General features: G+C 53.7%; 25 protein-coding genes and 1 rRNA gene. All 26 read left to right on the forward strand.

Annotation, left to right across the window (positions count from 1 at the left end):
- The first annotated feature begins 290 nt into the window (after positions 1–290).
- A 5S ribosomal RNA gene (gene rrf / locus QMF38_RS13340) occupies positions 291–407 on the forward strand.
- Positions 408–700: 293 nt separating this feature from the next.
- Positions 701–1168 (forward strand): CtsR family transcriptional regulator, encoded by a 468-nt coding sequence (locus tag QMF38_RS13345; RefSeq protein ID WP_058095338.1) that lies wholly within the window; start codon positions 701–703, stop codon positions 1166–1168.
- Positions 1169–1187: 19 nt separating this feature from the next.
- Positions 1188–1706: a UvrB/UvrC motif-containing protein gene (locus QMF38_RS13350; protein WP_058095337.1), complete on the forward strand. Its 519-nt coding sequence runs from the start codon at positions 1188–1190 to the stop codon at positions 1704–1706.
- Positions 1707–1718: 12 nt separating this feature from the next.
- Complete coding sequence (locus QMF38_RS13355) at positions 1719–2798, forward strand: protein arginine kinase (RefSeq protein ID WP_281759729.1); 1080 nt, start codon at positions 1719–1721, stop codon at positions 2796–2798.
- Positions 2795–5230 carry an ATP-dependent Clp protease ATP-binding subunit gene (locus QMF38_RS13360; protein WP_040288508.1) on the forward strand — a complete coding sequence of 812 codons (2436 nt, stop codon included), beginning with the start codon at positions 2795–2797 and terminating at the stop codon, positions 5228–5230. Before QMF38_RS13355 ends, QMF38_RS13360 begins: the two co-directional genes overlap by 4 nt.
- A gap of 162 nt (positions 5231–5392) precedes the next feature.
- Positions 5393–6745, forward strand: a complete 1353-nt coding sequence (gene radA, locus QMF38_RS13365; RefSeq protein WP_281759730.1) for a DNA repair protein RadA — start codon at positions 5393–5395, stop codon at positions 6743–6745.
- A gap of 9 nt (positions 6746–6754) precedes the next feature.
- A complete protein-coding gene (gene disA, locus QMF38_RS13370) occupies positions 6755–7834 on the forward strand; it encodes a DNA integrity scanning diadenylate cyclase DisA (RefSeq protein ID WP_006445748.1) in 1080 nt (359 codons plus the stop codon).
- Positions 7835–7855: 21 nt separating this feature from the next.
- Positions 7856–8587: a CDP-diacylglycerol--serine O-phosphatidyltransferase gene (gene pssA, locus QMF38_RS13375; RefSeq protein ID WP_074693290.1), complete on the forward strand. Its 732-nt coding sequence runs from the start codon at positions 7856–7858 to the stop codon at positions 8585–8587.
- A 202-nt stretch (positions 8588–8789) separates the two neighbouring features.
- Positions 8790–9878 carry a PIN/TRAM domain-containing protein gene (locus QMF38_RS13380; RefSeq protein ID WP_074693291.1) on the forward strand — a complete coding sequence of 363 codons (1089 nt, stop codon included), beginning with the start codon at positions 8790–8792 and terminating at the stop codon, positions 9876–9878.
- Positions 9879–10004: 126 nt separating this feature from the next.
- On the forward strand, positions 10005–10736 hold the full coding sequence (locus tag QMF38_RS13385) for an IspD/TarI family cytidylyltransferase (RefSeq protein ID WP_074693292.1): 732 nt from the start codon (positions 10005–10007) through the stop codon (positions 10734–10736).
- Positions 10714–11214 carry a 2-C-methyl-D-erythritol 2,4-cyclodiphosphate synthase gene (ispF, locus tag QMF38_RS13390; protein WP_006445752.1) on the forward strand — a complete coding sequence of 167 codons (501 nt, stop codon included), beginning with the start codon at positions 10714–10716 and terminating at the stop codon, positions 11212–11214. The genes QMF38_RS13385 and ispF overlap by 23 nt, the downstream gene beginning before the upstream one ends.
- Positions 11211–12659 (forward strand): glutamate--tRNA ligase, encoded by a 1449-nt coding sequence (gene gltX, locus QMF38_RS13395; RefSeq protein WP_006445753.1) that lies wholly within the window; start codon positions 11211–11213, stop codon positions 12657–12659. The genes ispF and gltX overlap by 4 nt, the downstream gene beginning before the upstream one ends.
- A gap of 51 nt (positions 12660–12710) precedes the next feature.
- Positions 12711–14111, forward strand: a complete 1401-nt coding sequence (gene cysS / locus QMF38_RS13400) for a cysteine--tRNA ligase (protein WP_452038984.1) — start codon at positions 12711–12713, stop codon at positions 14109–14111.
- Positions 14108–14506 carry a Mini-ribonuclease 3 gene (locus QMF38_RS13405; RefSeq protein WP_058095327.1) on the forward strand — a complete coding sequence of 133 codons (399 nt, stop codon included), beginning with the start codon at positions 14108–14110 and terminating at the stop codon, positions 14504–14506. Before cysS ends, QMF38_RS13405 begins: the two co-directional genes overlap by 4 nt.
- 14 nt (positions 14507–14520) lie before the next feature.
- Positions 14521–15303 (forward strand): 23S rRNA (guanosine(2251)-2'-O)-methyltransferase RlmB, encoded by a 783-nt coding sequence (rlmB, locus tag QMF38_RS13410; RefSeq protein WP_390854684.1) that lies wholly within the window; start codon positions 14521–14523, stop codon positions 15301–15303.
- Positions 15278–15820: a YacP-like NYN domain-containing protein gene (locus QMF38_RS13415; protein ID WP_058095326.1), complete on the forward strand. Its 543-nt coding sequence runs from the start codon at positions 15278–15280 to the stop codon at positions 15818–15820. The genes rlmB and QMF38_RS13415 overlap by 26 nt, the downstream gene beginning before the upstream one ends.
- Positions 15821–15935: 115 nt before the next feature.
- Positions 15936–16592 carry an RNA polymerase sporulation sigma factor SigH gene (gene sigH, locus QMF38_RS13420; RefSeq protein ID WP_006445758.1) on the forward strand — a complete coding sequence of 219 codons (657 nt, stop codon included), beginning with the start codon at positions 15936–15938 and terminating at the stop codon, positions 16590–16592.
- 86 nt (positions 16593–16678) lie between these two features.
- Positions 16679–16828, forward strand: a complete 150-nt coding sequence (gene rpmG, locus QMF38_RS13425) for a 50S ribosomal protein L33 (RefSeq protein WP_040288514.1) — start codon at positions 16679–16681, stop codon at positions 16826–16828.
- A gap of 42 nt (positions 16829–16870) precedes the next feature.
- Entirely contained in the window at positions 16871–17101 is a 231-nt protein-coding gene (secE, locus tag QMF38_RS13430; protein WP_006445760.1) for a preprotein translocase subunit SecE, read from the forward strand.
- Positions 17102–17138: 37 nt separating this feature from the next.
- Positions 17139–17684: a transcription termination/antitermination protein NusG gene (gene nusG / locus QMF38_RS13435; protein WP_040288515.1), complete on the forward strand. Its 546-nt coding sequence runs from the start codon at positions 17139–17141 to the stop codon at positions 17682–17684.
- Positions 17685–17810: 126 nt separating this feature from the next.
- Positions 17811–18239, forward strand: coding sequence for a 50S ribosomal protein L11 (rplK, locus tag QMF38_RS13440; protein WP_143027511.1), 429 nt, complete (start codon positions 17811–17813; stop codon positions 18237–18239).
- Between the two features lie 54 nt (positions 18240–18293).
- Entirely contained in the window at positions 18294–18995 is a 702-nt protein-coding gene (rplA, locus tag QMF38_RS13445; protein WP_006445763.1) for a 50S ribosomal protein L1, read from the forward strand.
- A gap of 159 nt (positions 18996–19154) precedes the next feature.
- Positions 19155–19682 carry a 50S ribosomal protein L10 gene (rplJ, locus tag QMF38_RS13450; RefSeq protein ID WP_058095322.1) on the forward strand — a complete coding sequence of 176 codons (528 nt, stop codon included), beginning with the start codon at positions 19155–19157 and terminating at the stop codon, positions 19680–19682.
- A 79-nt stretch (positions 19683–19761) separates the two neighbouring features.
- Positions 19762–20130, forward strand: coding sequence for a 50S ribosomal protein L7/L12 (rplL, locus tag QMF38_RS13455; protein ID WP_040288518.1), 369 nt, complete (start codon positions 19762–19764; stop codon positions 20128–20130).
- A gap of 64 nt (positions 20131–20194) precedes the next feature.
- A complete protein-coding gene (locus QMF38_RS13460; RefSeq protein WP_281759732.1) occupies positions 20195–20791 on the forward strand; it encodes a class I SAM-dependent methyltransferase in 597 nt (198 codons plus the stop codon).
- 361 nt (positions 20792–21152) lie between these two features.
- Positions 21153–24671 (forward strand): DNA-directed RNA polymerase subunit beta, encoded by a 3519-nt coding sequence (gene rpoB, locus QMF38_RS13465; protein WP_390854761.1) that lies wholly within the window; start codon positions 21153–21155, stop codon positions 24669–24671.

The raw sequence follows: 24671 nt of genomic DNA on the forward strand, positions 1-24671 counted from the left end.
GCGTAGTGATACGTGGAGCGGACAGATACGAATCGGTCGAGGGCTTCACCCGCAAGCAAGGTCATTTCATAGCAGAAGCAAAGGTACATAGCAGAAGACAACCTGAAGCGAAGTTTGTTCTGAGCAAACACACCCGCAGGCGAAAGCCAAAGCCACGTGAGTGCCAGGACAAACGTAGTCAGCACAAAGGTTGCACGAAGGACAACCTGAAGCGAAGTTTGGTCCGAGCGAACACATCTGCAGGCCGAAGGCCGAAGCCGTGTGAGCGAGGAGCAAACGAAGCATGAAAGTCTGGTGACCATAGCGGAGGGGAAACACCCGTACCCATCCCGAACACGGACGTGAAGACCTCCAGCGCCGAGAATACTTGTCTCGAGAGGGACTGGGAAGGTAGGTCGTTGCCAGGCAAGAGAGAACAGAGTCAGGCGAAGATGCCTGGCTCTGTTTTGCTATATGCACCATTCCTCGCCCACATCCCCGAGAACAGAAGCTCATCCCGACCGAGTGCATCTAAAGGTCAGGATGAGGCCGGCCTGACATGATTGGTACGAGCACACTCCACATGCCAACCTCACATTTTGTTCAGACTACGCGAATGAAAGTTGCATTTGCCCTTCCCTGCTGTATAATATGGTCAACAAAAGTCAAAGTCAAAATACGTTAAAGGGCGGTGCTGCCACACAAATGGGGGTTGCGGCCAATGGGCAATAACATTTCGGATATCATCGAACAGTACCTGAAACGTATTTTAGAGGAAAGCGACTTCGATATGGTCGAAATCCAACGCAGTGAATTGGCCGAGCAGTTCCATTGCGTTCCGTCTCAGATTAACTATGTGATCAGTACTCGTTTTACCGTCGATCACGGATATATCGTCGAGTCCAAACGAGGTGGCGGAGGTTACATCCGAATTCGGCGGGTGAAGTTGGATCGGGAACACTTAGTGTTGGAAGTGTTGCGCTCCCTTGGGGACGAGATCAGTCAGGCGACAGGTGAGGCTCTCATCGAGCGGCTGTATCGCGAGGGTTGGGTCACGCGCCGAGAAGCGCAAATGCTTCAAAATATGTTGCGCCGCGAGGTTCTTGCTGTAGACCTTCCATTACGGGACAAATTGCGAGCCAAGCTATTGTATGGTGCGTTACAGGTGATCGCTGCTCATCGGGACTGAGGAAACGAGGTGTTCGGGTGTGTTGTGTGAGCGATGTCACGAGCGTCCGGCGACGGTTCATGTGACGAAAATCATCAATGGTGAAAAGACAGGCTATCATCTGTGTGAGGTGTGTGCAAAAGAGCAAGGAGAGGTGATGAACCCATTCCTTGCAGGCAATGCGTTCGATTTTAACAAGTTGTTAAGCGGTCTCCTCAGCATGGATTCATCGCCTGGATTTGCACCTGTGCAGGCCCAGGTTCAACCTCGATGTGGAACCTGCGGAATGACCTATAACCAGTTCACCCAGGTTGGGAGGTTTGGCTGCCCGGACTGCTACGATAGTTTTGCGGCCAGACTAGAGCCTCTTCTGCGCAGAATTCAGACTGGCAACCGTCATACAGGTAAGGTACCCGTGAAATCAGGAGCGAAGATTAAGAGACTGCGTCAATTGGACGCTTTGCGCCGTGAATTACAGCAAGCCGTCGCTCAGGAACAGTTTGAACGGGCCGCTGAGTTGCGGGATCAAATTCGCATGTTGGAGCAGGCGTCGGAATAAGGAGGAAGTGGCATGTCACTCAGCGACTTTTTGCAGAGGGCAGTCAGCAAATGGATGCGGGAGGGCGGCCCGGAAGACGACATTGTACTCACGAGCCGCATTCGCGTTGCCCGCAACCTGCAGGGTTACCCATTTCCCATTCTGCAGACCGACAGCCATGCGGATGAGATCGTGCGGTTGATGGAACAGGCCATACAGTCGCCGGTTATGCAACAACTCGGGAACTATGAAATGGTTCGCTGTCGCGATTTATCGCCGCTGGATCGACAGGTCTTTGTCGAGAAGCATTTGATCAGTCCCGACCTAGCACAGCAAGAAAAGCATGGGGCTATGGTGATTCGCGAGGATGAGCTCGTGAGCATCATGGTGAACGAAGAAGATCACTTGCGAATCCAGTGTATTTTACCGGGATTGCAACTGCTCGATGGCTGGCGGATGGCTAGTGCCATTGACGACGCGTTAGAGCAACATCTCACATATGCATTCCACGACCAATATGGCTATTTGACAGCGTGTCCTACGAATGTCGGCACTGGGATTCGGGCTTCAGTGATGATGCATCTGCCTGGACTGGCGTTGACAGGGAGTATCAACCGCATGTTGACCGCTGTGTCCCAGGTCGGTTTGGCAGTACGAGGGATCTATGGGGAAGGTTCCGAATCATACGGGAATCTGTACCAGGTATCAAACCAAATTACGCTCGGCGAGACTGAAGAAGAGATTGTTGCCAATTTGCAGAGTGTCGTTTATCAACTGATTGAACATGAGCGCAATGCGAGAAAGGCGTTGTTAGCCAGGAATCGTACACAGCTCGAAGACAGAGTTAGCCGCTCGTTTGGCATTCTGGCATACGCCCGTCGCATCGACACGAAGGAGACCATGGAGCGCTTGTCGGATGTTCGCTTGGGCATTGATCTGGGCATTATTCAAGGCGTGTCTGCCGGCATTTTAAAAGAGTTGATGGTCATGACACAGCCGGCCTTTTTACAAAAATATTATCATCGTGAACTTGCGGCGACAGAACGAGACATTCGCAGGGCGGCGCTGATTCGCGAAAGGTTACGTTTGGACGACTCGGAGGTGCATCGATAATGTACGCAAGATTTACGGAGCGAGCGCAAAGAGTGTTGGCCTTGGCACAAGAAGAAGCGACAAGACTGAGTCATCCAGGAGTGGGCACTGAACATATTCTGCTTGGTCTTGTCCGCGAAGGTGAGGGTATCGCTGCGCGCGCTTTGCAAATGTTGGGCGTTCAAGCAGATAAAGTGCAACAGGAAGTCGAGCGGATCATCGGCAAAGGTCAGGGTCAAGTCAGCGCGATGACCTACACGCCCCGCGCCAAAAAGGTGATTGAGCTGTCCATTGATGAGGCTCGCAAGCTCAACCATTCTTATGTCGGCACTGAGCACATTCTGCTCGGCCTTATCCGCGAGGGTGAAGGGGTTGCGGCGCGGGTTTTGGCCAACATGAACGTCAGCTTGAACAAAGCCCGCCAACAGGTACTGCAACTCCTTGGTGGTGACGCGGTCGATCTCGCAGGCGATAAGGACAGCTCAGTAGGTACTCCGACACTCGACAGCCTCGCACGCGACTTAACACAGATGGCGCGTGATGGCAAGCTCGATCCGGTAATTGGACGCGCCAACGAGATCGAGCGCGTGATTCAAGTGTTGTCTCGGCGTACAAAAAACAATCCTGTCCTGATTGGCGAACCTGGCGTCGGTAAGACGGCTATCGCCGAGGGTCTGGCACAGCGTATTGTGGCCGGAGACATTCCGGAGACGCTGCGCAACAAGCGCGTGATGGTGCTCGATATGGGGACAGTCGTCGCGGGAACGAAGTATCGTGGCGAATTTGAAGATCGCCTAAAGAAAATCATGGATGAAATTCGGCAGGCGGGTAACATCATTTTGTTTATCGACGAGTTGCACACGTTAATTGGTGCGGGTGGCGCTGAGGGCGCAATCGATGCATCCAATATCCTGAAGCCAGCATTAGCTCGCGGGGAACTTCAGTGCATTGGCGCAACCACGTTAGATGAGTACCGCAAACACATTGAAAAGGACGCAGCACTCGAACGCCGCTTTCAGCCGATCACGGTCGATCAACCGTCTCCAGAAGAGGCCTTGGAGATTCTTCGTGGGTTGCGCGATCGCTATGAGGCCCATCATCGCGTAAAAATTACCGATGAGGCTTTGGAAGCCGCTGTGCGGATGTCGGATCGGTACATTTCGGATCGCTTCTTGCCAGATAAGGCCATCGATCTGATTGATGAGGCAGGTTCGCGCGTGCGTTTGCGGACGCACACTGCACCGCCGAATCTCAAGGAACTCGAGCAGAAGTTAGAAAAGGTTCGCAGTGAGAAAGATGCTGCCGTGCAAAGTCAGGAGTTCGAACAAGCGGCCAGCCTGCGCGATCAGGAGCAAAAGATTAAGCAGGAGCTTGAACAATTGAAGGAACGCTGGCAGCAGACGCAGCAACACGATGATGTCCGGGTTACGGCGGATGACATCGCGCATGTGGTGGCGGCTTGGACGGGGATACCGGTGAAGCAGTTGGCGCAAGAGGAATCGGAGCGGCTGTTGCATATGGAACAACTTTTGCACGAGCGCGTGATTGGTCAAGATGAGGCGGTGCAAGCCGTATCGCGTGCCATCAGGAGGGCGCGGGCCGGCTTGAAGGATCCGAAGCGTCCGATTGGCTCTTTCATTTTCCTCGGTCCAACCGGCGTTGGTAAGACGGAATTGGCACGTGCCTTGGCCGAATCGATGTTTGGCGATGAAGATGCTCTTATTCGCATCGACATGTCCGAGTTTATGGAGCGCCACACGACGTCCCGTCTCGTAGGTTCTCCTCCGGGATATGTCGGCTATGAGGAGGGCGGGCAACTCACGGAAAAGGTACGCCGTAAGCCCTATTCGGTCGTGTTGCTCGACGAGATCGAAAAGGCACATCCAGAGGTATTTAACATCTTGCTACAAGTGCTGGATGATGGGCGGTTGACCGATGGTAAAGGTAGGACGGTCGATTTTCGCAACACGGTCATCATCATGACGTCGAACGTCGGAGCTGAGGAGTTGCGCAAAGGTGGAAGTGTGGGTTTCAAGCGCGACGAAAGCAGCCGCTACCTCGATATGAAAGACAAGGTCATGCAAGACTTGAAGAAGACGTTTCGCCCTGAGTTTCTCAATCGCATTGACGAAATCATCGTCTTCCACTCACTGGATGAAGACCATATCGGCAGGATTGTCGACATGATGGTGCATAACCTCCAGCGTCGCTTGAAGGAACAAGAGATCGAATTTACGCTGACAGACGAAGCAAAGAAATTCTTGTCCAAGGAAGGCTTCGATCCGCAGTATGGCGCACGCCCATTGCAACGGGCGATTGTCCGCCATATCGAGGACCGGCTATCGGAGGCCTTATTGTCCGGCCAAATTAAGAAAGGCGACAGCGTCGTGTTGGGCCTCGATGGCGATCACCTGCGCATCGAACAGGTCAATCAGCATCCTGTAGGCGTGTAACAGGCAGCAGGCTGAATGAAAGCAGCCGCCCGGCTCTATTGGGGCATGTGGGCGGCTGCTTTCGTGTGAACAATGATTGTGTTGGATCATCTCCTGTCCGCCATGGACGAATCGCCAGAGTTCTGTATCATGTGTGATGAGGAAGAGGAAGGCGGGAAGGTATTGCCGAAGACGAAAACACAGTACGTGTGTCAGTCCTGCGGACATGTCGAGGTCAAATGGATGGGGCGCTGTCCCGGGTGCGGCGAATGGAATACGCTTATCGAGGAAGTCACTACATCGTCCCCGCATCGGGTGACGGGAAGTCTCACGCGCAGTCAGGCGTTACCTATTTTATCGATTCCAGCACAAGGGGAACGGCGCTTTCAGACGGGCGTTCAGGAATGTGATTATGTCCTTGGCGGTGGTGTTGTACCGGGATCGCTTGTCCTCATTGGTGGTGACCCGGGCATTGGCAAGTCGACGTTGCTGCTTCAGGTGTCACATGCCATCGCGCGCTCCGGTAGACGGGTTTTGTATATATCAGGCGAGGAAAGCGCCACGCAAATTCGGCTGCGGGCCGAACGATTGGGAACGGTGCACGATGATCTCTTTGTGCTAGCAGAAACGGATCTTGATCTCGCCATCGAAGCTGCGGGACAGTTGCGTCCTGATTTTTTAATTGTCGACTCGATTCAAACTGTCTTTCGGCCGGGATTGACATCGGCTCCTGGTAGCGTTGCGCAGGTGCGCGAATGTACCGGGGTTTTGTTGCGCTTTGCAAAGTCGCAGAATATCGCCACGTTCATTGTTGGCCACGTCACCAAAGACGGTGCCATCGCTGGGCCGCGCATGTTGGAGCACATGGTCGATGCCGTTTTATACTTTGAAGGCGAGCGCCATCATATGTATAGAGTATTGCGCGCTGTGAAGAATCGGTTCGGTTCGACGAATGAGTTGGCGGTTTTCGAAATGCGGGACGATGGCTTGCGCGAAGTCGCAAATCCCTCTTTGTTGTTTTTGTCGGAGAGGCGGGTCATGGCACCCGGATCCGCCGTGGTCGCAGCGATGGAGGGCAGGCGTCCCTTGTTGCTTGAAGTGCAGGCATTAGTGGCACCTACCAGTTTCGGTACACCACGGCGCATGACGACAGGGGCAGATCTGCAGCGTGTGAATATGTTACTCGCCGTATTGGAGCGGCGGCTTGGCCTGCAAGTCGGGGCATCGGATGCATATGTCAACGTCGCCGGCGGCGTTCGGGTCGACGAACCGGCGGTCGATCTCGGCATCGCCCTCGCACTTGTGTCAAGTCATCGCGATAGGCCGCTGGCACATGGCGACCTGTATATTGGCGAGATCGGGTTGACGGCAGAAGTAAGAGCTGTGACGAGGCTTTCGGAACGACTTCGCGAGGCGCGTAAGCTCGGGTTCGAGCGCTGTTTTGTACCCGCGGCGCAGACGATGACCGATTCAGTTGCCGGTCTCGAGGTTGTTCCGGTCCAATCAGTTCAAGACGCAATACAGAAGGCCTTTTGAGGTGACATTGTGAAAGAAGACGCGAAACGAGAAGCGGCAATTAATAAAATTCTCCGTATGGTGGCACCTGGGACCGTGTTGCGCGAGGGGATTGAGAACATTCTTCGAGCCAAGACGGGGGGGTTAATTGTCGTCGGTGCATCGGACACAGTCCTGTCGATCATGGACGGAGGGTTCTCCATTCAGTGCGAATTGACGCCTTCTCATCTCTACGAGTTGGCCAAGATGGACGGTGCGATTATCATCAGTGAGGACGCCCGGCGGGTTCATTATGCCAATACAAATCTGAATCCGGATCACACCATACCAACCTCGGAGACGGGTACGCGCCATCGAACGGCTGAACGCGTCGCCCGGCAGAGCGGGCATCTGGTCATCTGCATATCCCAGCGTAGAAATGTGATAACCCTGTATCAAGGCAACTTCAAATATGTCTTGCGCGACATTGGCGTCATCTTGACCAAAGCAAATCAAGCGTTGCAGACCCTGGAAAAATATAAGACGGTATTAGAGCAAGAGCTGACGGACCTCACTGCACTGGAATTCGAAGAGGCCGTAACGCTGGACGAAGTGACGACGGTGTTACAACGATTCGAAACAGTATTGCGTGTGACGGCTGAAATTCGGCGCTACATTATTGAGTTGGGCAGCGAGGGGCGTCTCGTCAGCATGCAGCTTGAGGAGTTGGTAGCCAATCTCGACGAGCAGGCATACCTCCTTCTTAAAGACTTTGTAAGTCCTGAATCGACGCATACACCGCATCAAATTATGTCGCAAATCCACAGCATGTCGGCTGAAGAGCTACTCGATGGCAGTCTCATGGCACGTGCACTCGGGTATTCACCAAGCGCAAATCAACTAGAGGAGACCGTTTCATCGCGCGGCTATCGCGTGTTGAACAAAATTAGCAGGCTTCCACAACCAGTTATTGAGAACCTTGTTGAGCATTTCGGCGTCCTTTCTAACATATTGAAAGCCAGTATTGCCGATCTCGACAAAGTGGAGGGGGTGGGGCCGGTTCGGGCGCGGATGATCCGCAACGGACTCAGCCGCATACAGGAACAAGTTCTGATTGAACGGCAGATTTGACATCATGGGAGGCGTCTTCGGTTGTTCATTCGCGCGATTCCAAACGCGTTGACGTTGTTCAATCTCGTGGTCGGTGTCGCCGCTGCGTTAGTTGCTTTACATGGGCGATTGGACGAAGCGGCACTTCTTGTTGTCTTGGGCATGTTGCTCGACGGTCTCGATGGAAGAGCCGCGCGCTTGCTCCACGCCGAAAGTGAGTTTGGTAAGCAACTTGATTCCTTGTCGGATATGGTCACGTTTGGTGTTGCACCCGTCGTGGTCATGTACCAGGTGCAATTGCGACAGTTAGGTTTGCTGGGAGACTTGCTGGCTGTGTTATTTCCGATTTGTGGTGCCTTACGCTTAGCGCGTTTCAACACGCAAACGAAGGTACGCAACTACTTCGTTGGTCTTCCCATTACCGCTGCCGGTGGCGTGCTTGCGACCATGGCCTTGATGAAACCTGTTCTCCATCCAGCACAGGTGATCCTACCGGCGGGCCTGTTCATTTTGTCGCTATTAATGGTCAGTTCCGTACGCTACCCGAATTTTAAACGGGTGTCGTATCCTAAGTCGGTGTTTGTGCTTGTGCCCGTGTTTGCCATGACTATTTTCGTATTGATCAGGTGTCACATCGTGCGCACCGATTGGCTGGCGTTCGGAATTCTCGGCCTTTACGCATTGTATGGTGTTATGCGTTCCATCCGATATAGGCTACTGACCGCAAGACGACGTTCGACGCCAACAGATATGGCGACGAGGTCTAAAGATTAATGTGCATACTTCGATAACTGTGGGACGCAGCGCCCCTGAATCGGCTTTTGACGAGCTGTCGGGGCAATGGTACACTGGAACTAGCACCCCAATATTTGCAAGGCTACTTGTGTTTTTTCATTATACTTTCCATCGTTTTTCATCAATTTTGATTAGGCTTGGATAAAGGAAGTGCATACTAACGGTAGGAGGTGACGCCGCCATGATGAAGAAGGTCGTCCATCTGTTTTTTATCGTATTGGGAGTCGTTCTAGGTTATCAGCTTTGCCCGGACTTATTCATTCACGTATTTCATCTTCATCACTCGCTGCTGACGTCAAATTGGTTTGGCGCCGCCATTGGCGGGGCGCTACTCTTGGTTGCGACCATTTCCTTGGCAGGCTACGTTTCGGCGCTTTTGCGCTGGCTGGAGGAACGTTTGAAAAGTGCACCGCTCGCCGACATTCTCGGTGGAACCATCGGGATGGTGATTGGTCTCGTTGTGGCTTACCTGTTTTCTCCTGAAATTCGTTCCATCCCGGTGGTTGGGGTGGCCGTTCAGTTTTTCGTGGCGGTCTTTTTTGCGTATCTGGGATTGCGCATTGGTTTTACCAAGCGAGAAGAACTCTTCAATTTGTTTTCCGGACGTTTGTCACTGAAAGAACGCGGTGAAGCCCGAGATAAAAAGGGAGCATTGCGCCCGGGCGACGCCAAACTGCTCGATACATCGGTCATCATCGATGGCCGAATCGCTGATTTGGTGGATACGGGCTTCGTCGACGGCACGTTGATTATTGCCTCGTTTGTGCTTGAGGAGCTGCAACATATTGCAGATTCGTCAGACGTGCTCAAACGCAATCGAGGGCGCCGTGGCCTCGATGTGCTGAATCGAATTCAGAAGGAGTCCAAAGCGACAGTTCAAATCGTCGAGATCGACTTCGACGATATACAGGAAGTGGACTCCAAACTGGTGCGGCTTGCAAAGCAAATGCACGGTAAGGTGATGACAAACGATTTTAACTTGAATAAGGTCTGTGAATTGCAGGGTGTACCCGTGCTCAATATCAATGATCTTGCGAATGCGCTGAAACCTGTCGTGTTGCCCGGCGAAGAATTGCACGTACAGGTGATTAAAGACGGCAAGGAATACAATCAAGGTGTGGCGTATTTAGATGATGGTACGATGATTGTCATCGAAGGCGGTCGTGAATACATTGGCGGCAGGGTGACCGTTTTGGTAACGAGTGTTTTGCAGACGTCGGCGGGTCGAATGATTTTTGCTAAACCGAAATTACTAGAGAAGGCTTTGTGATGAGATCAAGCCTAAATTGCACAGCACGCAGTTCGAAAAGGCGAGGGGTACCTGACGAAAGTCGGTGCTCCTCGGCTTTTCCATGCTTGGACATGGTATTCCAGGATGGAAAGGTAGGAGGCAAACATGTATCTTGCAATTGTCGTCGCCGCGGGCGAAGGCCGGCGCATGGGTTTTAAGAAGCAGTTTCTCGATCTCGCGGGAAGGCCTATGTGGTTACGCTCCGCAGAAGCTATGCTGGCTGGCGGTGCGGAGCGCGTGGTTGTCGTTACAGGAGAAGCTGATGTGACACGCATGCGTGAAGAATGGGCTGTCTATGGCTGTGATGATCGTATTTCTTTTGTACAGGGGGGCGCGACGCGCCACGAATCCGTGACGGCAGGCATGCGTGCGCTATTGGCCATGGTAAGCGAGACGGGCTTTTACATTCGTGAAACCGTCGCTGCGGTACACGATGGCGCGCGCCCGTTCGTACAAGCTGAAGATGTGGTTCGCGTCTACACAGCTGCGGCCGAGCATGGTGGAGCGGTACTCGGCAAACCGTGCCGAGATACGGTAAAGTGGGTGGAAGGGCAGCACGTGGAACGTACCATCTCGCGGGACAAGCTGTTTTTGGCGGAAACTCCACAGGCCATCCGCGGAGATTGGATTCAGCAGGCGTACTTTGGGGATTTACCCCTGGCATCGCCTACGGATGACAGCTCGCTCATGGAGGCGCTTGGCATTCCGGTTGCGGCTGTCGAATCGAACAGTTATAACGGGAAAGTGACGACGCCAGCGGATCTTGCATATGCGGAGTGGCTGGCAAATCGGTTGTGGGGGAGTCTGGAAGACCATGCGAATCGGATTCGGATATGACGTGCATCCCATCGGTTCAGATCGGCCTTTGGTGCTTGGGGGCGTGCATATCGAGGCGCCTTTTGGCCTGGTTGGGCACTCGGATGCGGACGTGATTGCGCATGCGGTTATGGACGCGATGTTGGGCGCGCTCGCGCTGGGTGATATCGGTGCCCATTTTCCGCCTGGCGATGAGACGTATCGCGGTGCGGATAGCATGGAGTTGATGGCGCACGTAGTCGCACTCATCGCGAAGGAAGGCTATGGTCTGGGCAACGTTGACGTCATGGTTTTGGCGGAGAAACCCAAGCTGTTACCTCACGTGCCTGCCATGCGGGAAAACATTGCACGCGTCTGTGGGGTCGATCCCGGACAGGTATCAATCAAAGCGACAACGACCGAGAAACTTGGATTCGTCGGGCGAGGGGAAGGTATCGCAGCTCAAGCCGTCGCTTTGCTGGTCAAGGCTGATGAATCTATCAGGGAGGTGGCAAGATGACTGTACGGGTGCGCTTTGCGCCAAGTCCCACGGGACATTTACATATCGGCAGCGTACGCACAGCGCTGTTTAACTTTTTGTTTGCGCGCCATCACGGCGGCCAATTTATCTTGCGTCTTGAGGACACGGACACAAATCGAAATGTAGAGGGGGCGGACATTCAATTTCTCGATGGGTTCCGCTGGCTCGGGATCAAGTGGGACGAAGGTTTCGACGTCGGCGGTCCCTATACCCCGTATCGCTGTATGGAGCGGCTTGACATCTATCGCCAGTACATCGATCGGTTACTCCGGGAAGGCAAGGCTTACCCATGTTTTTGTACGGATGACGATCTCGCAGCAGAGCGCAATCAAGCGGAACGGGAAGGGAGGATCCCGCGCTACAGTGGGCGCTGCCGCCATTTACCCGAGGCCCTGCGCGAGTCGAGAATGGCCAGCGGCGAACCCTACAGCATTCGCTTCATCGTGGAACCTGGTCGCGAACTGGTGGTACACGACTTGATTCGCGGTGACGTGTCATTCCAGTCGGATGATATCGGCGACTTTGTCATTGTGAAGTCGAACGGTATTCCCACGTACAATTTCCAGGTAGTCATCGACGATATTGAGATGCACATCACACATGTCATTCGTGCAGAAGAGCACTTATCCAACACGCCGCGGCAGTTGCTTGTTTATGAAGCCTTTGGCGCAACTCCGCCTGCATTCGCTCATCTGCCCATCGTCCTTGACGAGCAACGCAAAAAGTTGAGCAAGCGGGATCCGAATGTGCTGCCTATTGCGACGTATCAATCGCTAGGGTATCTGCCTGAGGCATTCATCAACTTCCTTGCTTTGCTCGGTTGGTCTCCTGGCGGCGAGCAGGAGTTGTTTACAGTCGATGAGCTTTGTCGGCTGTTTGATCTCGATCGCGTTGGGAAGTCGGGGGCTGTCTTTGATGTCGAAAAGCTAAACTGGATGGCGAATCAGTATTTTAAGGCCCTGCCCGTCGCACAAGCCGCACGCATGGTTCGGGAACAGTTGGATCGAGCAGGCATTGGGCTTCCTGCACATGCCGATGACACGTGGTTGGAGGAGGTTGTGTCGCTATATCAAGATGGGATGCGCTGTGCACATGATTTTATTGAGATGAGCAAGACGTTTTTCACGCGGCAGGTCGAGTGGGAGGACGACGCCATTGTATTGTTGCGGGATCCAACTGCGCGATCGGTCGTTGAGGCGTACTTGGCGCACTGCCGTGAGGCTGGCGAAGCATGGACCGCAGAGGCGAGTCGCGAGCGGTTCAAACGTGTGCAAGCGGATCTTGGTGTTAAAGGGCGGCAGTTGTTTATGCCTGTCCGGGCGGCCTTGACGGGGCAACTTCATGGCCCGGATCTTCAAAAGACGATTGCGCTATTGTCGCAGAAGGTTGTCATCGAGAGGTTGAGCGCAGCACTTGCTGGTTAGGAATCGGTTGGGAAAGGGTGGACGAGATTGAGTATCGTTCTTTACAACAGCATGAGCGGGGAAAAGGAACCACTGCAGACCATCGAGCCTGGTAAGGTGAGATTCTACGCCTGTGGACCAACCGTCTATCACTATTTTCACCTGGGCAATGCTCGCATGTTCGTCGCCTTTGACACCATTCGCCGATATCTGGAGTATCGAGGTTACGACGTTCGGTTTGTGCAGAACTTCACTGACGTCGACGACCGCATCATTCAGCGTGCCAATGAACTCGGTGTAAATCCGCGTGAACTGGCAAAACAGAATATCGCGGACTACTTTGCGGATGCAGAGGCGCTGTTTATCAGGCCGGCAACGGTACACCCACGGGTGACGGAATGCATACCGGAGATCATCCGGTTTATTGAAGATTTGATTCGAGATGGTCACGCCTACGAGCGGAACGGCAGCGTTTACTTTGATACCTCGTCGTTTCCGGAATACGGGAAGCTATCGCATCAGTCCCCGGACGACATGCGCGCTGGCTACCGGATCGATATTCAAGACGAAAAAGACGACCCAACCGACTTCGCCTTATGGAAGGCGGCGAAGCCCGGTGAAGAGTTTTGGCAGAGCCCTTGGGGTGTTGGGCGCCCAGGATGGCACATCGAGTGCTCGGTTATGAATTTGTTGTATCTTGGCGAACAAATTGACATTCACGCCGGCGGTCGTGATTTGATTTTTCCGCATCACGAAAACGAGATCGCGCAGAGTGAGGCTCACTCAGGCAAGGTGTTCGCGCGCTACTGGTTGCATAATGGCACATTGAATATCAATGGTGAGAAGATGTCGAAGTCGACAGGAAACTTCATCATGACGCGGGACTTGTTGGCTCGCCGCGACGGTCGCAGTGTACGCTTTTTTCTACTCAGCGCTCACTATAGGCATCCGCTCAATTATACGGAAGAAGCCTTAACCCAGGCTGAGCAGGGGTTGGGGCGGATCGATCGCCTACTTCGTAGTATCGATCACCATCTTGCTGCGCTGTCCGAACGCGCTGACGTGGTACCCGTTACCGGGGCGCTGCCCGGGGCAACCGCGACAGGTGATTGTGCCGAGATCCGCACAGCCTTTGTGGCGGCGATGGATGACGATTTTAATACAGCCGATGCCATTTCTGCGATTTTCGACGGCGTGCGCCTGATCAACACGCGACTCGAGTCCGAGCGATTGACAATGGCGGATTTGGAAGCTTACCGCAACGTGATTGTAGAATTGCTTGATGTCCTTGGGATTCCAGAACAGCATGCGGCACAGCTCGAGGCTGAGGTGGAGGCGCTGATTGAGGAGCGACAGTCTGCGCGGGCCCGCCGCGATTTTGCCAGAGCCGACGAGATTCGGGATATCTTAAAGCACCGTGGCATTATTCTTGAAGATACGCCTCAGGGGACGCGTTGGAGCTTTGAGTCATGAAACAGTTGTGGCGAGCCGAGGATATTTCGCCGCTTGGACTGGCGTTCATCGGGGATGCAATCTGGGAAATTTATGCGCGCAATCACTGCCTTAATGCAGGCGTCCGCAAACCACGCGATTTGCATCTGCGCTGCACTCGCTACGTCGCCGCCGCGGCACAGGCTGAGGCCCTGAAGATGCTGGAACCCGTGCTGAATGAGGCAGAACTGGAGATGGTCCGGCGTGGGCGAAATCAGAAGTCGGCGCACGTCAGGCGCAATGTCGATGTCCTCGTCTATCGCTACAGCACCGGCTTTGAAGCTTTGATTGGCTATTTACATGCGACGGACCAAATTGAGCGGCTACACGAGTTGGCAGCCTTGGCGCTGGCGTATTTGGACGAGATCGAACGGTGAGGGAGTGTATGCCGATGAATCGCAGCAAGGGACGGCGCATGCAACAGCCACCCCGGAGCGGATCGGAACATGTGGAAGCAGGGACAGCGCTGATTAAAGGGCGTCACCCTGTAGCGACGGCCTTGGCAGAAGGCCGTCCAGTGAACAAGGTGCTGATTGCGGAAGGTACGGAAGGACTACAACATGTTGTGGCACGGGCGCGCGAGCAGGGGGTGCTCGTGCAATTTGTTCCGCGATCGCGCCTCGATGCCATGGCGGGCGATCATCACCAAGGTGTTGCGGCATATGTCGCCCCGTACGCGTATGTCGATCTCGACACGGTCGTCACGCGCAACACGGGCCATGCGCCATTGGTCGTGGTCATCGACGGGGTAACGGATCCCCACAACCTAGGCGCCATTGTCCGTACTGCCGAGGCGGCGGGCAGTCAAGGCGTTGTGATCAGCAAACATCGGGCGAGCCCACTGACGGAGACGGTGGCCAAGGCGGCAGCTGGTGCGCTCGAGTATTTACCCGTCGCGCGTGTTGCGAACCTCGTTCAGGCGCTGAAGGAATTGAAGGAGCGTGGCTATTGGGTGGTCGGGACCGACGTGGAGGCCAAGACCAGTCTGACAAGTGTGGATTATTCGGGCCCCACGGTCGTGGTCATTGGTTCGGAAGGTGAAGGTATGCATCGGTTGGTCCGCGAAACGTGTGACTTTCTTGTCTCGATCCCGATTCTTGGACAGGTGCAAAGTCTAAACGCATCGGTCGCGGCGGGGGTCATGCTGTATGAAGTCGTCCGTCAGCGCACGTAAGCGGAAAGGGCAGCGCTGTCTGATTGTCGATGGATACAACGTCATCGCGCGGCGGGCGGGCAGGGCCCTGGCACAAATTGTCGATCTTGAGCAAGCCCGGCGGGATATGGAAGATTTGCTGAGCCAGTACCGCGCCATCTACGACGAGGATGTGGTCTTGGTCTATGACGCCCATCAGCGAGAAGGGTTAGGGGCGCTTGAGGAGCGCAGCGGCATTCGCATCGTATACACAGACACAGGTGAGACGGCCGATGCTCGAATCGAACGCTTGGTCTACGACATGCGCGACGACTACCGCGAGATTACAGTCGCGACATCCGACGCGGCGGAGCAGCAAGTCTCCTTCGGCGGAGGAGCCTTGCGTATCTCGGCCAACGAGTTGCTGCGGCGGATCGATAGAATGCAAGATTATATCATTCGACAGACGCAGCAGGAAAACGGCAAATTGCGACATACACTCGCGGATACCTTGCGCACGGATGTGGCGAAGCAGCTCGACAAATGGCGAAGAACATAGTGACGAAGGCTGAAGATCGCCGTCAGAATGCATATTTTTCTGCTCTATCACAATTGCTTCTCGTAGATTACATAATGTATAATGGCGTCATTCACGAGGCTCGGGGTGATACAGTTTGTCGACACAGCCGACACAGTTGGACGCCGATGTAACGCTATACGAAGAGCAAACCGACGAAGAACTGGTAGAAGCGGTTCGTCAAGGTGACACCGACGCGCTCGAGTATCTTATCCAGAAATACAAAAACTTTGTGCGGGCAAAGGCGAGATCCTACTTTTTAATTGGCGCGGATCGTGAGGATATTGTTCAGGAAGGTATGATTGGGCTGTACAAGTCCATCCGCGACTTTCGCGGGGACAAGCTTTCCTCTTTCAAGGCGTTCGCTGAACTGTGTATCACGCGCCAAATTATTACCGCTATTAAAACTGCAACGAGGCAAAAGCACATTCCTCTCAATTCTTATGTCTCGCTTGACAAGCCGATTTACGACGAGGATTCAGATAGAACTCTGCTCGACGTGATTTGTACGGTAAGAGTAGCGGATCCGGAAGAATTGATTATAAACCAGGAAGAGTTTGACGATATTGAAGATAAGATGTCAGAGTTGTTGAGTGATTTAGAAAGAAAGGTCCTGATGCTTTACCTGGATGGGAGATCGTATCAGGAAATTGCTGTTGACTTGGCGAGACATGTCAAATCGATTGACAACGCACTACAACGTGTCAAACGCAAACTTGAGAAATACTTGACGGTTCGCAATGTCATATGCTAATGTGATGCAGGTATGAGTCCCCGGTTTCGGGGGTTCTTCTGTTTTTGTGTCGCCAATTCGTTTCGCTGTTCGGGGAGGTGCTTGGGATGCGCGAAATTATCACCCTTGCTTGCACAGATTGCAAACAGAGAAACTACACCACGATGAAGAACAAGAAGAATGATCCAGACCGGATCGAGCTTAAGAAGTATTGTCCGACCTGCAATTCGCACACGACGCACCGTGAAACCCGCTAATTCCTGCGGCTGAGCGAACGGCGATAGAAGGAGCATCCGAACGTGGCAAAGCCAAACGATACGTTGGTGGAAGTGAACGAGCAAAAGAGATCCGGTTTTATCGCCTTTTTTGCGGAATCGTTTCGCGAATTGCGGCGCGTCCGCTGGCCTAAACGCCGTGACGTCGTCGTATATACGACTGCCTCGCTTTTGGTATGCGCCATTCTGGGGTTGTTGATATGGGGATTCGACATCGGCGTTGCGCGCCTGATGTCGGTAATCGGTGTAGATTAAGGCGTCTTGGGGGTGTCCGGGCCTACGGCCTGTGCTGATGGAAAACCTCGAAAAGAACTGGTACGTCATCCACACGTACTCCGGCTACGAAAACAAGGTCAAAAGCAACTTGGAGAGCCGCGTGCAGACGATGGGTATGGAGGATCGCATTTTTACGATTCTCGTACCGACGGAAGAAGAGCTTGAGATCAAGAATGGCAAAAAGCGCGTGGTGCAGCGCAAGACGTATCCGGGTTACGTCTTGGTCGAGATGATCATGACAGATGACTCTTGGTATGTTGTTCGCAATACGCCGGGTGTAACTGGGTTTGTCGGGTCGACTGGCGCTGGTTCGAAGCCTGTTCCGCTTATGCCGCATGAAGTGCAGGCAATTCTGAAGTCGATGGGCGTCAATCAACCGCGTCCAACTGTCTCGTTTGACGTCGGTGAAGTTGTGCGCCTTGTTGAAGGGCCATTTGCCGATATGGTGGGTACCGTCGAAGAGGTTGAGCCCGAACACCAGAAGTTAAAGGTGCTGGTATCGATGTTTGGGCGGGAAACACCGCTCGAGGTCGATTATACGCAAGTTGAGCACCTAACATGACATGGGCAGCAAGTTGGGTGGTTCGCCATCCACTTTCTGTGGCTCGCTGTGCGAGCCGTATAGATGGTTTCAAGTGGGAGGGCTTTGCCCGAAACACCACATTCTGAAGTGAAGGAGGTGGCTGTGTTGCCGAAAAAGGTTATCAAGGTTGTGAAATTGCAAATTCCAGCCGGGAAAGCAACACCTGCGCCGCCGGTAGGTCCTGCGCTTGGTCAAGCGCAAGTTGGCAACATCATGGGGTTTTGTAAGGAGTTCAATGCGCGCACTGCAGATCAGGTCGGTCTGATCATCCCGGTGGTGCTGTACGTCTACGAAGATCGTTCGTACACGTTTGACCTCAAGACTCCGCCAGCTGCTGTCCTGCTGAAAAAGGCTGCCGGTATCGAATCTGGTTCGGCTGAACCCAACCGCAATAAGGTTGCGACATTGACTCGTGACAAGGTGCGCGAGATTGCCGAGCAGAAGATGCCCGACTTAAACGCTTCGTCGATTGAAGCGGCGATGCGGATGGTCGAAGGTACGGCTCGCAGCATGGGCATCACGATTACCGACTGATTGGCGGCGGATCGTGGGAGGTTGTAAAACCGAATACCACATGGAGGTGAAACGATGGCGAAGTTGAGCAAGCGTGCCCAAGAGTTGGCGAAGCTCGTGGAGCGCGATAAATTGTACGAAGTCGACGAAGCTTTCTCGTTGGTGAAACAAACGGCGAAGGCGAAGTTTGACGAAACGGTGGAAGTCGCTGTCCGTCTGGGTGTGGACCCGAAGAAGCAGGATCAGCAGGTGCGCGGTGCGGTCGTTCTTCCGCACGGTACTGGTAAAACGGCTCGCGTCTTGGTTTTTGCGAAGGGCGATAAGGCCCGCGAAGCCACGGAAGCCGGCGCTGATTATGTGGGTGACGAGGATTTAATCCAGAGGGTTTCACAAGGTTGGTTCGACTTTGATGTTGTTGTGGCAACGCCTGATATGATGGCGTCGGTCAGCCGGTTGGGTCGTATCCTTGGTCCGCGTGGTTTGATGCCAAACCCGAAAACTGGTACGGTAACCTTTGAGGTTGCTCGCGCTGTTAACGAGATCAAAGCCGGTAAGATTGAATATCGTCTGGACAAGGCTGGGATTATTCACTGTCCGATTGGTAAAGCTTCCTTCGAGGTTGACCAATTGGCTGGCAATTTCCGTGCGTTGATTGGTGCCTTGATTAAGGCGAAGCCTTCGGGTGCCAAGGGTGTATATGTGCGCGGCATCACGATTTCATCGACGATGGGGCCTGGTATTCGCGTCAATACACAACGTGCGGTAGCTGGCGAATAAAGCATTGTAAACAAGCGAAATACGACCGTAGACAGCAGGTCCTTGGATAATGCCGAGGTTAAAGTTGCCTGCCGAGGTGTTGCAGATAGCCTTTGTGGCTGATGGGCGCCTCGTGCTGTCGAGGCGCCTTTCGTGTATCCGTTGGAGGAGGTGGATGGTTTGGCTGTACGCGCAGAAAAAGAACAGTTGGTTCAGAGTGTCGCGGAACGCCTCGAGCGCAGCAAGAGCGTGGTGCTTGCGGATTACCGTGGTTTGAATGTCGCTGAAGACACAGAGCTCCGGACGCGCTTGCGCGCTGCTGGTGTTGAATATGCGGTCATTAAGAACACGATGACCAGTCGTGCCGCGAAGCAGGTAAATCTCGAAGGGTTAGATGAGTTCCTCTCTGGCCCGACGGCCATTGCATTTGGTTACGAGGATGCTGTGACGCCTGCAAAGATTTTGCACGAGTTCGCGCGTGAACACAAAGCGTTGGAACTCAAGGGTGGCGTCGTCGAAGGGCGGATCGTCTCGGGTGCGGAGCTCGCAGAGATTGCGAAATTGCCTTCCCGTGAAGGCTTGCTCTCGATGTTGCTCAGCGTTTTGCAAGCACCAATGCGCAATCTTGCGTACGTGGTCTCGCAGGTTGCCGAGAAGAATGGCGGAGCCGGTGCTGCATCTGAAGCCGAAGCCGCTCCTGCCGAGTAATGTACATCGTCTGCGCTTGTGGTTATCAAAACCGACTGGTAGAGCCGGTTAGGAATGTATATCTAAGGAGGTTATCTCATTGACAACAGCAGAAATCTTGGAAGCCGTTAAAAATATGACGGTGCTCGAATTGAACGAATTGGTCAAGGCTATTGAAGAAGAGTTTGGCGTTACGGCGGCTGCTCCTGTTGCTATCGCTGGTGCTGGTGCGGTTGCTGACGGCGGTGCCGCTGAGCAAACGGAGTTTGATGTCATCCTTGCAAACGCAGGTGCTTCGAAGATTGGCGTTATCAAGGTTGTTCGTGAAATCACTGGCCTCGGCTTGAAGGAAGCTAAGGACCTTGTTGACAACGCTCCGAAGCCGCTTAAGGAGAAGGTTTCGAAGGAAGAGGCAGAAAGCATCAAGGCGAAGCTCGAAGAGGCTGGCGCTTCCGTCGAAATCAAGTAAGTTTCCCTTTCGTGAGGGTGCCCGTTTCTTGGGCACCCTTTTTGTTATCGTGGGGGGTGTGAACATGACGGACCATTACTATAGCCAAAGGCCATCCGTTGCCAGTGATGAACGTACAATCCACATCGATGTGCGTGGCGTGTCGATCGATCTCGTTACGGATCGCGGTGTGTTCGCGAAGAGTGGCTTGGATGAAGCGACACGCCGATTGATTGAGACGGTAGATTTGGCTGGTGCCACTGAGGCCTTGGATTTGGGGGCTGGGTACGGTGTGGTAACGGCGGTGCTGGGCAGGGTGTATCCAGGGATACAGTGGACGCTTATCGACATCAATGAGCGAGCCATCGACCTTGCCGTGCGCAATACAGTAGGTTTACTCAGAAAGCCGGTGGCTCTCGTGCATGACGGTATACCGGACGGCATGGAAGCTGTTTTCGACCACGTCCTCCTGAATCCACCCATCCGTGCTGGGAAATTGGTGATGTACCGTTTGTATGAGCAGTCGAAACGCGCTTTGCGAAAAGGGGGCAAGTTGTGGGTTGTCATTCAGAAAAAACATGGAGCGCCTTCGACCTTGGAGGAATTGCGGAGACACTTCGGCTTTGTCGAGACCGTCTATAAAAAATCTGGTTATTTCATTTTCTGTGCAGAAAAAGATTGATCAGCTTGCGCAGATGTGATAACCTTATCCAATGCAAACTGTGATGATTGGACGGATGCGCACCTCTTTACTGAATAAACTCCGTGGTTTTTGGAAATAGGTGAATACGAACCGACGTGTCCATGAACGTCTAGTATGGCGATGTGCAAAGAGAAGATTCTGCATGTATCGTTGCTTGCGGCGATGTGGACTCCTTTTTTGGGAGACTTGCGCGCATGCGTGGCGTAGCATGTCAGAGGTCGTCTCTTCGTCGTCTGTGGGCGCTAGTCCGAGAGTCAACAGGCCTCATCTTCTATAAGCCTCACAAAGTATCGCATCGTCCAACAAATCCGCTTGAGGGGTGACGGTTTTGCAGGGACATATGGTCAAGTACGGATGGGCGGAGCGTCGTAGCTACTCGCGCATTCGTGAAGTCCTCGATCTGCCCAACCTGATTGAAATCCAGCAAAAATCGTATGAATGGTTCTTGCGTGAAGGACTGCGTGAAATGTTTGCCGACATTTCCCCAATTCAGGACTTCACGGGCAATCTGGTGCTCGAATTCATCGACTACAGTCTCGGCGAGCCGAAATATGACGTCGAAGAGTCGAAGGAACGCGATGTCACGTATGCAGCTCCGCTTCGTGTCAAGGTGCGTTTGCTGAATAAAGAGACCGGGGAAGTGAAGGAACAGGAAGTGTTCCTTGGCGACTTTCCGCTGATGACAGACACAGGAACGTTCATTATCAACGGAGCTGAGCGCGTGATTGTCAGCCAGTTGGTTCGTTCGCCTAGTGTCTATTATAGCAGTAAGATCGACAAAAATGGCAAACGTACGTTCGCTGCTACTGTAATTCCAAACCGCGGTGCTTGGTTGGAATTCGAAACCGATGCGAAGGACGTCGTCTATGTCAGGATCGACCGTACGCGCAAACTGCCAATCACGGTATTGCTGCGTGCGCTTGGCCTTTCGTCCGATCACGAAATCATCGACCTGTTGGGCGAGGATGAGTACCTGCAGAACACTCTCGATAAAGACACGACCGATTCGACGGAACGGGCTTTGGTGGAGATCTATGAGCGCCTGCGACCGGGCGAGCCGCCGACGGTGGAAAATGCGCGGGCGCTGTTGGCGTCGCGTTTCTTTGATCCGAAGCGCTACGATTTGGCGAGTGTCGGTCGCTATAAAATCAATAAGAAACTGCATTTGAAAAACCGGCTTTTAAATCAACGGTTGGCCGAGACGCTCGTCGATGCGGACACCGGTGAGATCATTGCAGAGGCAGGGGCGGTACTCGATCGCCGGACGTTGGATCGGGTGATTCCGCATTTGAACGGCAATGTGGGCCGTTTCACGATTCGTGCCACGCGGGATCTGCTTGAGGACGAAGTTGTGCCGTTGCAGATGATCAAGATTTTCAGCCCATCCGAGGACGGGCGCGTATTGCATGTGATCAGCAACGGTGAATTGCCGTCTGACGTGAAATACATCACGCCGTCCGATATCTTGGCGGCTGTGTCGTATTTCTTTAACTTGTTGCGTGGGGTTGGTACGACCGACGATATCGACCATTTGGGCAATCGTCGTCTGCGCTCCGTGGGCGAGTTGTTACAGAATCAGTTTCGCATCGGGTTGTCGCGCATGGAACGGGTCGTCCGTGAACGAATGTCCATTCAGGATGCGAGTGCCATCACACCGCAGGCTCTGATCAATATTCGTCCGGTGATCGCGGCTATTAAGGAATTCTTTGGTTCTAGCCAGTTGTCGCAATTTATGGATCAAACCAACCCGTTGGCGGAGTTGACGCACAAGCGTCGTCTGTCTGCCTTAGGGCCTGGTGGCTTGACGCGTGAGCGTGCCGGTTTCGAAGTGCGCGACGTTCACTATTCCCACTATGGGCGCATGTGTCCGATTGAAACTCCTGAAGGTCCGAACATCGGGCTTATCAACTCGTTATCGACGTATGCTCGGATCAATGAGTATGGATTCATTGAAACGCCGTATCGTCGCGTTGATCCCGAGACCGGTGTCGTCACGGATCAAATTGATTATTTGACGGCCGACGAGGAAGAGAACTATGTCATTGCGCAGGCCAACGAGCCGCTGACAGAAGATGGCCGTCTCGCTTCGGAAGAAATCACGGTTCGCTCCCGCGAAGACGTGATTACGGTCAATCGGGATCGCATCGATTACATGGACGTGTCTCCGAAGCAAGTCGTGTCGGTTGCGACGGCTTTGATCCCGTTCCTCGAAAATGACGACGCGAACCGTGCTTTGATGGGTTCGAACATGCAACGCCAAGCGGTTCCGCTGTTGGTGACCGACTCGCCGTATGTCGGCACAGGTATGGAACATCAGGCGGCGAAAGACTCCGGCGTTTGCGTCGTCTCGCGTCATAACGGCGTGGTCGAACGCGCGACGGCTCGCGAGGTCTGGGTCCGCCAGGAAGCGGAAGTCGATGGCAAGGTCGTGAAGGGCGATCTCGCTAAGTACCGGTTGATTAAGTTTGCGAGATCGAACCAAAACACATGCATTAACCAGCGGCCAATTGTGCGTGAGGGCCAGCGAGTCAAGGTTGGCGATATTTTGGCCGATGGACCTGCAACTCAGAACGGCGAGCTGGCGCTTGGACGCAATGTGCTTGTCGCGTTCATGACGTGGGAGGGCTACAACTACGAAGACGCCATCCTGCTATCTGAAAAGATGGTCAAGGAAGATGTCTATACGTCGATTCACATCGAGGAGTACGAAATCGAGGCGCGCGATACGAAGTTGGGGCCAGAGGAGATCACGCGTGACATTCCGAATGTCGGCGAAGATGCTTTGAAAAACCTCGACGAGCGCGGCATTATCCGGATTGGCGCAGAAATCCGCACGGGCGATATCTTGGTTGGCAAAGTGACGCCCAAAGGCGTGACGGAGCTGACAGCGGAAGAACGCTTGTTGCATGCCATCTTCGGAGAAAAGGCACGCGAAGTGCGCGATACCTCGTTGCGCGTCCCGCATGGTGGCGCCGGGATCGTGGTGGATGTCAAGGTGTTCACCCGCGAGAATGGAGACGAGTTGCCGGCGGGTGTTAATGAACTGGTGCGCGTGTACATCGCACAGAAGCGCAAGATTTCGGAAGGCGACAAAATGGCTGGTCGACATGGTAACAAGGGTGTTGTCGCCCGCATTTTGCCGGAGGAAGACATGCCGTTCCTAGAAGATGGAACGCCGGTCGAAATCGTGCTGAATCCGCTCGGCGTGCCGTCCCGTATGAACATCGGGCAGGTGCTTGAGACCCACTTGGGTATGGCGGCGAAGGTGCTCGGGCTGAAAATGGCGACCCCGGTCTTCGATGGCGCGCATCCTGAAGATGTGTTTTCGACGCTGAAAGAAGCCGGATTGCCTGAGGATGGCAAGCAGGTTCTGTACGACGGACGCAGCGGTGAGCCGTTTGAGAACCGTGTTACGGTTGGCTATGTCTATATGCTGAAGTTGCACCACCTCGTCGACGATAAGATTCACGCTCGTTCGACGGGCCCGTATTCTTTGGTGACTCAGCAACCGCTGGGTGGTAAGGCGCAGTTCGGTGGCCAGAGGTTCGGTGAGATGGAGGTTTGGGCGCTCGAAGCGTATGGCGCTGCATATACCTTGCAAGAAATCCTCACGGTCAAGTCCGACGACGTCGTTGGTCGCGTGAAGACGTACGAGGCCATTGTGAAGGGTGAAAACGTACCGGAACCAGGCGTGCCAGAGTCTTTCAAGGTCTTGATCAAGGAATTGCAAAGCCTTGGTATGGATGTGAAGATCCTCAGCGGTGACGAACGCGAGATCGAGATGAAGGAGATCGACGAGGACGACGACGGGTCGGAAAAGCTCAACCTGAATCTCGAATACAACGAAGTCGGCGATTGA

The sequence above is a fragment of the Alicyclobacillus hesperidum subsp. aegles genome (assembly GCF_027923525.1).
Classification (GTDB): Bacteria; Bacillota; Bacilli; order Alicyclobacillales; family Alicyclobacillaceae; genus Alicyclobacillus; species Alicyclobacillus aegles.